The organism is Streptomyces sp. 35G-GA-8, from assembly GCF_023534745.1.
Lineage (GTDB): Bacteria > Actinomycetota > Actinomycetes > Streptomycetales > Streptomycetaceae > Streptomyces.
Window position 1 is genome coordinate 330,532 of sequence record NZ_JAMHJQ010000005.1, and the last position, 13,334, is coordinate 343,865.

Annotated in this window: 1 protein-coding gene (running past one end of the window); it reads right to left on the minus strand. The window is 74.7% G+C overall.

Going from position 1 to position 13,334, the window contains the following annotated elements; translation table 11 throughout:
• Positions 1–8 precede the first annotated feature (8 nt).
• Positions 9–13,334, minus strand: the final stretch of a protein-coding gene (locus tag M1203_RS13185) for a type I polyketide synthase (RefSeq protein ID WP_249949818.1). It continues 15,336 nt past the right edge of the window; 13,326 of the gene's 28,662 nt are visible here — the last part of the coding sequence; its start codon lies beyond the right edge, outside the window; the stop codon is at positions 9–11.

Here is a 13,334-nt window from a genome sequence, read left to right on the forward strand (position 1 = left end):
CTCTCGCGCTACAGGTCGGACTGGCCGCCCAGCGCGGCCCGCACCAGGTCTGCCACTGCCATCGAGTCGATGGACTCGTCGGTGTTGTCGGTTCCTTCGTCCCGCGCCGGGGCGCTCTCGCCCCGCCCGGCCAGTTGGAGCAGCGGTTCCAGCACGCCGATGTCCCGCAACCGCGCGAGCGGTACGGACGCCAGCAGGGCCCGGATCTCCGCCTCCTCGCCGTCGGCCCCGGCTCCGTCCCCCTCGTCGGGGATCAGCTCGCCGAGCACATGCTCGGCGAGGGCCGTGGGCGTCGGATGGTCGAAGACGAGCGTCGCGGACAGGCTCAGGCCGGTGGCCGTGTTGAGCTGGTTGCGCAGTTCGACGGCTCCGAGCGAGTCCACCCCGAGATCCCGGAAGGAGCGTTCGGCGCCGACGGCGTCCGTGTCCGGATAGCCGAGCACCCGCGCGGCCCGGGTACGGACGAGGTCGACGACCGTCTCCAGTCGCCGGTTCGCGGGCAGGCCCGTGAGCCGGTCCCGCAGTCCGCCCTCGGCCGCGCCGTCCCCGGGCGCCGCCGCCGTCGTCGCGGCCACCATCTCGCCGTAGCCGGGGAGTTCACGGAGCAGGGCGCTCGGCCTGGCCGCGCCGAAGGCGCCGACGAAGCGGTCCAGGGCGACTTCGGCGACGACCGCCGTCGGCTCGGGCTCCCCGGCCAGCCGGAGCAGCGCCTCGCAGGCCAGCGCCGGGTCCATGGCGCCGATTCCGGCGCGCTTCGCGGCCTCGTCGGCACCTGCGCCACCGGCCATTCCGCCGCCGCCCCAGGCGCCCCAGGCGATGGAGGTCGCCGGCAGGTCCTGGGCGCGGCGCCGTTCGGCCAGGGCGTCCAGGACCGCGTTGGCCGCCGCGTAGTTGGCCTGGCCGAGGTTGCCCACGGCCGCGGAGGCGGAGGAGAAGAGCACGAACGCCGCGAGGTCCAGCTCACGGGTCAGTTCGTCGAGCAGGAGGGCCGAGGTGACCTTCGAGCGGAAGACCGCCTCGAACCGCTCCGGGGTGAGCCGGTCGAGTACCCCGTCGTCCAGCACCCCGGCGGCGTGGACCACGCCGGTGAGCGGGTGCTCCGCCGGGATGTCGGCCAGTACGGCGTCCAGTTGGGCGCGGTCGGCGACATCGCGGGCCTCGATCGTGACGGCCGTGCCGAGCGCGTCGAGTTCGGCGCGCAGGGCGTCGGCGCCCGGTGCCTCGGGGCCACTGCGGCTGAGCAGCACCAGGTGCTGGACGCCTTCCTCGGCGAGCCTGCGGGCGACATGGGCGCCGAGGGCGCCGGTGCCGCCGGTGATCAGGACGGTGCCTTCCGGGTCCCAGGCGCGGGCGGACCGCTCGCCGGGCGCCCGTACCAGCCGTCGGGCGAGGACCGCGGAGGTGCGTACCGCCACCTGGTCCTCACCGTCGAGGCCCGCCAGCGCTCCGGCGAAGCCCGCCGCGGCGCGTTCGTCCAGCGTCTCGGGGAGGTCGATCAGACCGCCCCAGCGCTCCGGGTACTCCAGCGCGGCGACCCGGCCGAGCCCCCATACGGCGGCCTGGAGCGGGCGGTGCGCGCCGGCCGCGCGGTTCACGGACACGGCGCCCCGGGTGGCGCACCACAGCGGCGCGTCGATCCCGGCGTCCCCGAGTGCCTGGAGCAGTACGGCGGTGAGGGCGGCTCCCTCGGGCACGCTGCCCGCGAGGGTCTCGCGCAGCGCCAGGAGCGAGAGGACACCGGAGGGCCGGGTGCCGTCCTCGGCGTGGACACGGCCGGCGAGGGCGCGCAGTTCCCCGGCCAGTTCCGTCCGGTCGGGACTGGAGACGGCCAGCCGTACGACCTTGGTGCCGAGCGCGTCGAGCGCGGCGGACACCCAGGCGTCCTCGGTCGGTTCGGCGGGTACCACCGCGAGCCAGGTGCCCGTCAGCGGCTTGCGGTGGGCGAGGGACGCCCCGGCCAGGGCCTTCCAGACGATCCGGTGGCGCCAGCCCTCCACGACCGATTCGTCGTCGCGCTGCCTGCGCCAGTCCAGCAGCGCGGGCAGCACCTTCGACAGGGCGTCGCCCTCGACATCCAGGGCGGACTCCAGCGAGGCGAAGTCCTCCTGCTCCACGGCGTCCCAGAACGCGCGGTCACTGGCCCCGGTCTCCCGCGCGTCGGCGCCCGCGGCGGTGGCGCCGGGCATGACGTCCGGCCAGAACCGTCCGTGCTGGAAGGCGTACGTGGGCAGGTCCAGCCACTGGGCTCCGGTACCCGCGAAGAACGCGGACCACCGAGGGCTCGCCCCGTGGACATGCAGCCGGGCGAGCGCGGTGACGAGCGTGGTCTCCTCGCCCCGGCCCTTGCGCAGGACCGGTACGGCCACGGCGCCGCGCGGCGCCGTCTCCTGGGCCAGCGCGGAAAGAATCCCGTCCGGGCCCAGCTCCAGGAACGTGGTCACGCCGCGCTCCGCCATCGTCCGTACGCCGTCGGCGAAGCGGACGGCCTCGCGGACGTGCCGTACCCAGTACTCCGGCGAGCGCAGTTCGCCGGCCGTGGCCTGAGCACCGGTCAGATTGGACACCATCGGGATACGGGGCGCCCGGAGCGAGAGCCCGGCGACGACGGTGCGGAACTCGTCCAGCATCGGGTCCATCAGCGGTGAGTGGAAGGCGCCCGAGACCCGCAGCCCGGTCGTCTTGCGGCCCTGGGCCTCCAGTTGGGCCGCGACCTCCAGGACCGTGTCCTCGGCACCGGAGATCACCACCGACATCGGCCCGTTGACCGCCGCCACGGAGACCCGCTCCGACAGCAGCGGCAGGACCTCCTCCTCGGTGGCCTGCACGGCGACCATCGCGCCACCGGACGGCAGGGCCCGCATCAGCCGGGCACGGGCCACCACCAGCCGGGCCGCGTCCTCCAGCGAGAACACCCCCGCCACATGGGCCGCGGCGATCTCACCGATCGAGTGGCCGGCCACGAAGTCCGGCCTCAGGTCCCAGGACTCCACCAGCCGGAAGAGCGCCACTTCGATCGCGAACAGCGCCGGCTGGGTGACGTCCGTCCCGTTCAGCGGCTCGGCGTCCTCGCCCCACATGACCTCGCGCAGCGAGCGGCCCAGTTCGGCGTCGAGCGCGGTCAGTACGGAGTCCAGCGCCCGCGCGAACACCGGGAAGGCCGCGTACAGTTCGCGGCCCATGCCGAGCCGCTGGCTGCCCTGGCCGGAGAAGAGGAACGCGCGCTTCCCGACCCGCTCCACCTGGTGCTCGACCAGCTCCGAGGCGGTGGCGCCCTCGGCGAGTGCGGCGAGTCCCGCGAGCAGTCCGTCCCGGTCGGTGACCGTCAGGGCGGCCCGGTGGTCGAAGACCGCCCGGGTCGTCGCGAGCGAGAACGCCAGATCGGTCAGCGGGGCGTCGGGGCGCTCCGTCACCCGGGTGTGCAGCCTCCGTGCCTGGGCGCGCAGTGCGTTCTCGGACTTGCCGGAGAGCAGGACCGGCAGCGTCCCCGCCGTACGAACGGGCGCCTCGGGCGCGGTGGGCGCCGGGGCGGGCTCGGCGGGCGGCGCCTGCTCCAGGATGACGTGGGCGTTCGTACCGCTGGCACCGAACGAGGAGACTCCGGCGCGGCGCGGGCGGCCCGACTCGGGCCAGGCGACCGTCTCGGTGAGCAGCCGGGCGGCGCCCGCCGTCCAGTCCACGTGCGAGGTGGGGGTCTCGGTGTGGAGCGACCTCGGCAGGGTGCCGTGCCGCATCGCCATCACCATCTTGATCACGCCCGCGACACCGGAAGCGGCCTGCGTGTGGCCGATGTTGGACTTCAGTGACCCGAGCAGCACCGGGTGTGCCGGGTCGCGGTCCTGGCCGTAGGTCGCCAGCAGCGCCTGTGCCTCGATGGGGTCACCGAGCTTGGTGCCGGTGCCATGGGCCTCGACGGCGTCCACCTCGGCGGCCGTCAGGCTTGAGTTGGCGAGCGCCTGCCGGATCACCCGCTGCTGGGCGGGTCCGCTGGGCGCGGTCAGTCCGTTGGAGGCGCCGTCCTGGTTGATGGCGGAACCGCGCAGGACCGCCAGGACGTGGTGACCGTTGCGGCGGGCGTCGGAGAGCCGCTCGACGACGAGCATGCCCACGCCCTCGGACCAGCCGGTGCCGTCCGCGTCCTCGGAGAACGCCTTGCAGCGGCCGTCGGGCGACAGCGCGCCCTGGGCGCTGAACTCGACGAAGCCCGCCGGGGTGGCCATCACGGTCACCCCGCCGGCCAGCGCGATCGAGCACTCGCCGGAACGCAGCGCCTGGGCCGCCAGATGCAGCGCGACCAGCGACGAGGAGCAGGCGGTGTCGACGGAGACCGTGGGTCCCTGGAGGCCGAAGGAGTAGGCGAGCCGGCCGGACAGGAGGCTCGCCGACTGGGCCGTCTCCCACTGGCCCGCCTCGGCCGGCGGCCGGTAGTCGCCGCTGCCGCCGCCGACATAGACACCGGTGGTGCTGCCCCGCAGGGTCGCCGCGTCGATGCCCGCGCGCTCCAGCGCCTCCCAGGCCGCTTCGAGCACGATGCGCTGCTGCGGGTCCATCACGATGGCCTCGCGCGGCGAGATGCCGAAGACCCCGGGGTCGAAGTCGGCGGCGTCGTAGAGGAAGCCGCCGTTTCCGGTGGTGCTGCGTCCGCGTCCGCCCTCCGGCGGACCGCCGAGCAGGGTGTCCAGGTCCCAGCCTCGGTCGGTGGGGAACTCCCCGACGGCGTCGGTCTCGTCCATGACGAGCCGCCACAGGTCCTCGGGCGAGCCGACACCGCCGGGGTAGCGGCAGGCCATGCCGACGATGGCGACGGGGTCGTCGCCGGTACGGGCCGGGGCGACCACGGGGGCCGCGGTGTCCGGCAGTTCGCCGAGCAGCAGGCCGCGCAGATGACCGGCGAGTTCGGCGGGGGTGGGGTGGTCGAAGACCAGGGTGGCGGGCAGGGTGACGCCGGTCGCGGCCGTGAGCTGGTTGCGCAGATCGACGGCGGTCAGCGAGTCGAACCCGAGGTCGCGGAAGGGCAGATCGGATTCGACGACCGCCGTGTCCGGGTGTCCGAGTACCACGGCGACCTTGTCGGTGACCAGCGTGAGCAGGGCGTCGGCGCGCTCCGCCTCGGGCAGTTCCAGCAGTCCCAGCCGGTAGGCGTCGGCCGTATGCCGCTCGTCGCCGCGGTCGCGTTCGACCGCGGCGATGGCCTCGCGTGCTTCGGGCAGGTCGGAGAGCAGGGTGCCGCGGCGGGCCTTGGCGAAGGCCGGTGCGAAGGTCTCCCAGCGCACATCGGCCACGGTCACGGCCGACTCGCCGTCCGCGACGGCGCGGCCGAGCGCGGCGAGCGCCGTATCGGCGTCCAGAACGGGCAGTCCGTTCATCCGCAGATGCCCGGCCATGCTCGTGTCGACCGCGTCCGACCAGGCGCTCCAGGAGACGGAGAGCGCGGTGGCGCCCCGGGCGCGGCGCTGCCGGGCGAAGGCGTCGAGGTACGCGCCGAACGCGGCCTCGTCCGCCTGCTCCCGGACGCCCCAGACCCCGGCGATCGTGCCGAAGAGGACGAACGCGTCGAGCGGCCGGTCGCCGAGGACGGTGTCGAGCCGGCGCACTCCGGCGAGCGCGGCGGCGAGGCCCCCGGATCCGGAGTCGCCGGTAGGGGTGATCCCCTCCGCGTGGATCACCGCGGTCAGCGGCGTGTCCTCGGGGAGCGCGTCGAGCAGCGCGGTCAGCGCCTCGTGGTCGGAGGAGTCAGAGGGGTCGGAGAGGTCGCAGACGGCGAAGGTGACAGTGGCGCCGAGCCGCTTCAGTTCGGCTTCGAGCGCGTCGGCCCCGGCGAGATCGGAGGCGTGACGACCGGTCAGTACGAGGTGCCCGGCGCCCTCGCGGGCCAGCCGGCGGGCGGCCAGGCCGCCCATCGTTCCCGTACCGCCGGTGATGAGCACGGTGCCGGTGGGGCGCCAGGAGGCACCGGACGGGTTGGCCTCCGTGGTGGTCGTACGGACCAGCCTGCGTCCGAATGCTCCGCTCGCGCGGACCGCGATCTGGTCCTCGCCGTCCAGGTCTTGACGCACCGTCAGGATCGCCGCGAAGGCGGCGCCGGTGCGGTCGTCGATCGTTCCGGGGAGGTCGATCAGACCGCCCCAGCGCTCCGGGTGCTCCAGCGCGGTGACCCGGCCCCGGCCCCATACGGCGGCCTGTCCGGCGCTGAGCGGCGGCTCGGAGGGGGCCACGGAGACGGCACCCCGCGTGACGCACCACAGCGGCGCGTCGATCCCCGCCTCTTCCAGGGCCGTCAGCAGCGCGTCGGACCAGGCGGCATCGGACGGCAGGTCCACCGCACCGGTGGCACCCGCGGCGAGCAGGGAGACGACGCCGGTGTAGGGGGATCCGTCCCGGTTCGCGCGCGCCATGGCCAGTGGTTCGACCAGTCCGCGCGGGTCGGCGGGGTCGGCCGTGACCGTGTCCAGCCGGGCCGTGCCCGTACGCAGCGCCTCGACGACGGCGGAGTGCCACGGCGAGTCGGCGCCCGACTCCGTGATCACCAGCCAGTCGCCCGACGGCTCGGTCACGGCCCGCGCGGCGAGCGGTGTCCAGGTCTCGTGGTAGCGCCAGTCGGCGCCGGCGGCCTGCTCGCCCCGGCGGCGGCGCCAGGCGGAGAGCGCGGGCACCATCGCGGTGACGGTGTCGCCGTCCAGGTCCAGCGAGGCGGCCAGCGACTCCAGGTCCTCGCGTTCCACCGCCGACCAGAACTCGGCGTCCACCGGGTCGGCCGCCCCGGCGGCGGCGGGCGCGGCGGGCTCGGGCCAGTACCGCTCGCGCTGGAAGGCGTACGTGGGCAGCTCGACCCGGCGCGCGCCAAGACCCTCGAAGAAGGCGGCCCAGCGCGGTCCCGTGCCATGCGTGTGCAGCGCGGCCAGCGCGGCGACCACGGCCGTCTCCTCGCCCTGCTCCCCGCGCAGGAGCGGCACCACCACGGGCGCGGGCTCGGCCCCGTCCAGGCTCTGCTGGGCCATCGCCGCGAGCACCCCGTCGGGGCCCAGTTCCACGAACGTCCCGACCCCGGCGTCCCGCAGGGTGCGCACGCCGTCGGCGAACCGTACGGCTTCGCGGGCGTGCCGCACCCAGTAGGCGGGCGAGCGCAGTTCGTCCGCCGTCGCCAGGGCGCCGGTCAGGTTGGAGACCACCGGGATACGGGGCTCCTCGTAGCCGAGTCCCTCGGCGACCCGGGCGAAGTCCGCCAGCATCGGGTCCATCAGCGGCGAGTGGAAGGCGTGCGAGACCCGCAGCCGCGTGGTGCGACGTCCGTCGGCGGCGAACACCTCGGCGATCTCCAGGACGGCGTCCTCGGCACCGGCGATGACCAGTGCGCGCGGGCCGTTGACCGCCGCGATCGAGACATCGCCGGCCAGCAGCGGCGCGACCTCGTCCTCGGTGGCCTGGAGGGCGACCATCGCGCCGCCCTGCGGGAGCGCCTGCATGAGCGTGGCGCGGGCCGCGACCAGCCGGCAGGCGTCCGCCAACGAGAGCACTCCCGCCACATGCGCGGCGGCGATCTCACCGATGGAGTGACCGGCCACGAAGTCCGGGGTGAGGCCCCAGGATTCGGCGAGCCGGAAGAGCGCGACCTCGATCGCGAACAGCGCGGGCTGGGTCCATCCCGTCTCGTCGAGCAGTTCCGCCTCGAAGGTGCCCGGGTCGGCGAACAGCACTTCCCTGAGCGGGAATTCGAGCTCGGTGTCCAGATGGGCGAGGACCGCGTCCAGGGCTTCGGCGAAGACGGGGAACCGCTCGTACAGCTCGCGGCCCATGGCGCCGCGCTGGCTGCCCTGGCCGGAGAAGAGGAACGCGGTCCTGCCGGGGGCCCGGCTCGCGACACCGCGCGCGCTCTCCCGTACGCCGTCGGCGCCGGCCAGCAGCACCGCGCGGTGCGGGAAGAGCGTACGGTCCGTGGCGAGCGAGCGGCCGATGTCCAGCGGGGACAGGCCGCTGTGGGCCGCCGCGAAGGTGGTGACCCGGTCGATCTGGGCCTGAAGCGCCTCACGGGTCCGGCCGGAGACGATCCACGGCACGACGGCCGGGGTGGCGGCGGGCTCGGCGCTCTCCCGCGCCGGCGCTTCGACGGCCGGTGCCTGTTCGACGATGACATGCGCGTTCGTACCGCTGACACCGAACGCCGAGACTCCGGCGCGGCGCGGGCGGCCGGTCTCCGGCCATGCCTCCGGTTCGGTGAGCAGCCGCACGTCGCCGGCCGTCCAGTCGACATGCGCGGAGGGGGCGTCGATGTGCAGCGACGTGGGCAGGGTGCCGTGCCGCATCGCCAGCAGCATCTTGATGACACCCGCGACACCGGCGGCGGCCTGGGTGTGGCCGATGTTGGACTTGACGGTGCCGAGGAGCAGCGGGCGCTCCCGGTCGCGGCCGTACGTGGTGAGCAGGGCCTGGGCCTCGATCGGGTCCCCCAGGGTGGTGCCGGTGCCATGGGCCTCGACGGCGTCGATGTCGCCGGCGGTCAGTCCGGCGTCGGCGAGCGCCTGCCGGATGACGCGCTGCTGCGAGGGTCCGTTGGGGGCGGTCAGTCCGTTGGACGCGCCGTCCTGGTTGACGGCGGTGGAGCGGATGATGCCGTGGACCTGGTGTCCGTTCCGTACGGCGTCGGAGAGCCGTTCCAGGACGAGGACGCCGACGCCCTCGGACCAGGCGGTGCCGTCGGCGGAGTCGGAGAACGCCTTGCAGCGGCCGTCGGGGGCCAGTCCGCCCTGGGTGGAGAACTCGACGAAGGAGTCGGGGCTCGACATCACGGAGACACCGCCCGCGATCACCAGCGAGCACTCACCGGCGCTCAGTGCCTTCCCGGCCCAGTGCAGCGCGACCAGTGAGGAGGAGCAGGCGGTGTCGATGGTGACGGCCGGGCCCTCCAGCCCGAGGGCGTAGGAGAGCCGGCCGGACATGACGCTGGCGGTGTTGCCGGTGGCCACATACCCCTGGACGTCGGAGCCGGACCGGCGCAGCAGGGTGGGGTAGTCCTGGCCGTTGGTGCCGACGAAGACGCCGGTGGTGGAGCCGCGCAGGGCGGACGGGTCGATCCCGGCGCGCTCCAGCGCCTCCCAGGCCGCTTCGAGCAGCAGGCGCTGCTGCGGGTCCATCGCCAGTGCCTCGCGCGGCGAGATGCCGAAGAAGCGGGCGTCGAAGTCGGCGACCCCGGTGAGGAATCCGCCTTCGAGGGTGTCGGAGGCGCCCGCGCCGAGGGCTTCGATGTCCCAGCCCCGGTCGTCAGGGAAGCGGGTGATGCCGTCCCCGCCCCGGTCCAGCAACTGCCACAGCGCCTCGGGCGAGGAGACCCCGCCGGGGAAGCGGCAGCTGATGCCGACGACGGCGATCGGGTCGTCGTCGAGCGGGCGTCCCCCTGCCACCGGCGCGGCGGCGGCCGGTCCCCGCAGCGAGCCGTCGAGTTCGGCGAGCAGGAAGTCGGCCAGCTCGCGCGGGGTCGGCCGGTCGTAGACGAGCGTGGCGGGGAGGCCGAGCCCGGTGGCGGCGGCGAGCCCGTTGCGCAGTTCGAGTGTGGTCAGCGAGTCGAAGCCGAGGTCACGGAAGGGCCGGTCGTCCTCGATGGCCCCGGCGTCGGAGTGGCCGAGCACGGCGGCCACTTGGCCGCGCAGCAGATCCCGCAGGTATCCGGCGCGCTCGGCCGCGGGGAGTTCCGCGAGCCGCTGCCGCAGCTCCGGCTCCCCGTCGAGGGCGCCGGCGCCTGCGGTGGGTGACTGCCGTACCTCGGGCAGGTCGCCGACCAGCGGCAGGGGGCGGGTCGGCGCGAAGGCGCGCAGGAAGCGGGTCCAGTCGATGTCGGCGAGCGCGAGGGCGGTGTCGTCCTGCTCGATGGCGCGGAGCAGGGCGCGGACGGCGGGTTCCGGGGCGAGCGGCTCGAATCCGCCGCGCCGTACGCGGGTCTCGATCTCGGCCGCGTCGGCGACCATGCCGGATCCGGCCCAGGGGCCCCAGGCCACCGAGAGCGCGGTCTGTCCGTGTGCGCGCCGGTATTCGGCGAGGGCGTCCAGATAGGCGTTGGCCGCGGCGTAGTTGCCCTGTCCGGCGGCGCCGAAGACGCCCGCCGTGGAGGAGAAGAGGACGAACGCGGACAGCGGCAGCTGGGCGGTCAGTTCATGCAGATGGCGCGCGGAGGCGACCTTCGCGTCCAGGACGGCCCTGAAGCCGTCCTGGGTCAGCGTGTCCACCACGCTGTCGGCCACGACACCGGCCGTGTGGATGACCGCGCCGAGCGGGGCGTCCTCGGGGACGGTACCGAGCAGGGCGGCCAGTTCCTCGCGGTCGGCGACATCGCAGGCCGTGATGGTGACCTGGGCGCCGAGTCCGGTCAGTTCGGTGCGCAGCGCGCCGGCGCCCGGGGCGTCCTCGCCGCGCCTGCTGACGAGCAGCAGATGTTCGGCGCCGGCGCGGGCGAGCCCGCGGGCGACATGTCCGCCGAGGCCGCCGGTACCGCCGGTGATCAGGATCGTGCCGGACGGGCACCCCTTCGACCCGTCCGGGAGGGACCCGCCGCTCCCCGCGGCGGGGCTGTGGGCGAGCCGGCGTACGAAGACGCCGGAGGCGCGTACGGCCGCCTCGCTCTCGCCGCCGGTCCCGGCCAGGACGCCGCGCAGCCTGCGCGCGGTGTGGGCGTCGAGCCGTTCGGGCAGATCGACGCAGCCGCCCCAGCGGTCGGGATGTTCCAGCGCGATGACGCGGCCGAGGCCCCATACGGCGGCCTGGTCGAGTCCGACCACCGTCTCGGAGCGGCCCACGGAGACCGCGCCGCGGGTGACGGTCCACAGCGGCGCGCCGATCCCTGCGTCGCCGAGCGCCTGTACGGCGACGGTGGTCAGCGCGAGGGAGTCCGGTACGCCGGTGCGGGACACGCTCTCGCAGCCGGCGAGGCCGAGCAGTGACAGGACCCCGGCGAACTCCCCGTGTTCGGCGTGGAGTTCGGCCAGCCGGGCGGCGAGTGCGGTCCGGTCGGCGCCGGTGACCTCGCAGCCGACGGTCCGGGTGGCGAGGGAGCGCACGACCTCGTCGGACCATTCGGCGTCCTCCGTGCGGGGCGGCGCGAGGACGAGCCAGCGGCCGGTGAGCGCGGTCGGCGCGGTGGATCCGGTCCGCGGCTTCCAGGTGACCCGGTAGCGCCAGGCGTCCACCTCGGACTGTTCGTCGCGGCGGCGGCGCCAGGCGGTGAGCGCCGGGACCATCGTGGTGACGGTCGCGTCGTCGAGGCCCAGCGAGGCGGCGAGCGCGCCGATGTCGTCGCGCTCCACGGCCGACCAGAACTCGGCGTCCGCCGCGCTGCCCGCGCCGCGCGGCGTATCCGTGACGGCGAGCGTGTCGGGCCAGTAGCGCTCGCGCTGGAAGGCGTAGGTGGGCAGTTCGATCCGGCGTGCGCCGGTGTCCGCGAAGTACGCGGCCCAGTCGATGTCCACGCCGTGGGCGTGCGCCCCGGCCAGCGCGGTGACGACCGTCCGCTCCTCGGGCCGGCCGGCCCGCAGCAGCGGCAGCAGTCCGGTGCGCGGCGCGTCGGTGAGGCTGTCCCTGGCCATGCCGCAGAGCACGCCGTCGGGGCCGGTCTCCAGGAACGTACGGACACCGCCCTGGGCCGAGAGCCAGTTGATCCCGTCGGCGAAGCGGACGGCCCGGCGTACGTGCGTGACCCAGTAATCCGGTGTGCTCACCTGGTCGCCGGTGGCGAGCGAGCCGGTGACGTTGGAGACGAGGGGGATCACCGGCGGGTGGTACGTGATGCCCCGCGCGACCCGGGCGAAGTCGTCGAGCATGGCGTCCATGAGCGGCGAGTGGAAGGCATGGCTCACCCGCAGCCGCTTGGTCTTGCGGCCGTCGGCCGCGATCGTCGCGGCGATGTCGAGGACGGCCTCCTCGGCGCCCGCGACGACGAGCGACGCCGGGCCGTTGACGGCGGCGATGGACACCTCGTCCTCGCGTCCTGCGAGCAGCGGCAGGACCTCGTCCTCGGCGGCCTGGAGGGAGATCATCGCGCCGCCCTCGGGCAGCGCCTGCATCAGCCGGCCGCGCGCCACCACCAGGGCGCACGCGTCCTCCAGGGAGAACACCCCCGCGACATGGGCCGCCGCGAGTTCACCGATCGAGTGGCCGGCCAGATAGTCCGGGGTGATGCCCCAGGAGACGGCCAGCCGGAACAGCGCCACCTCGATGGCGAAGAGCGCGGGCTGCGCGTATTCGGTCCGGTCGAGCAGGGCCGCTTCCGCCGAGTCCTCGGCGGAGAACAGGATCTCGCGCAGCGGCCGGTCGAGCGCGCCGTCGACCCGTGCCAGTACGGCGTCGAGCGCGTCGGCGAAGACGGGGAAGCGCTCGTACAGCTCCCGGCCCATGCCGGGGCGCTGGCTGCCCTGGCCGGTGAAGAGGAACGCCGTACGGCCGCGGCCCGTACCGCCCTGGACGACCCCGGGGCCCGGCAGTCCGTCGCGCAGGGCCAGCAGGCCCCGCAGCAGTTCGTCGCGCTCCCCCGCCACCACGGCGGCGCGGCGCTCCAGACCGGCCCGGGAGGTGGCCAGGGAGAAGGCGAGGTCGGTGAGGCGCGCGTCGGGGCGCTCCTCCACCAGCGAGAGCAGCCGTCCCGCCTGGGCGCGCAGCGCGGTCTCGCTCCTGGCGGAGACCACCAGCGGAAGGAGGCCGGGGCGGGGCGCGCCGCCGGGTTCCGGTCCTTCGGCGGGCTCCTCGACTGCCTCCTCGGCGGGGGCCTGTTCGAGGATGGTGTGCGCGTTGGTGCCGCTGAGTCCGAAGGAGGAGACGGCGCCGCGGCGCGGGCGGCCGGTCTCGGGCCAGTCGGTCCGCTCGGTCAGCAGCCCGATGGCGCCGGAGGACCAGTCCACGTGCGAGGACGGGGTGTCGATGTGCAGGGTCTTCGGCACGATGCCCCGCTGGAGCGCGTGCACCATCTTGATCACACTGGCGACGCCTGAGGCCATCTGGGTGTGGCCGATGTTGCTCTTCACCGAGCCGAGGAGCAGGGGCCGTTCGGCGTCCCGGTCCTGTCCGTAGGTGGTGAGCAGCGCCTGTGCCTCGATGGGGTCGCCCAGCGCGGTGCCGGTGCCGTGGCCCTCGATGACATCGATCTCGCGGGACTCAAGTCCGGCGTTGGCCAGGGCCTGGCGGATGACGCGCTGCTGCGAGGGGCCGTTGGGGGCGGTCAGTCCGTTGGAGGCGCCGTCCTGGTTGACGGCGGAGCCCCGTACGACCGCGAGTACGGTGTGGCCGTTGCGCCGCGCGTCGGAAAGGCGCTCCAGCAGGACCAGGCCGACGCCCTCGGCGAGCGTCATGCCGTCGGCGGCCTC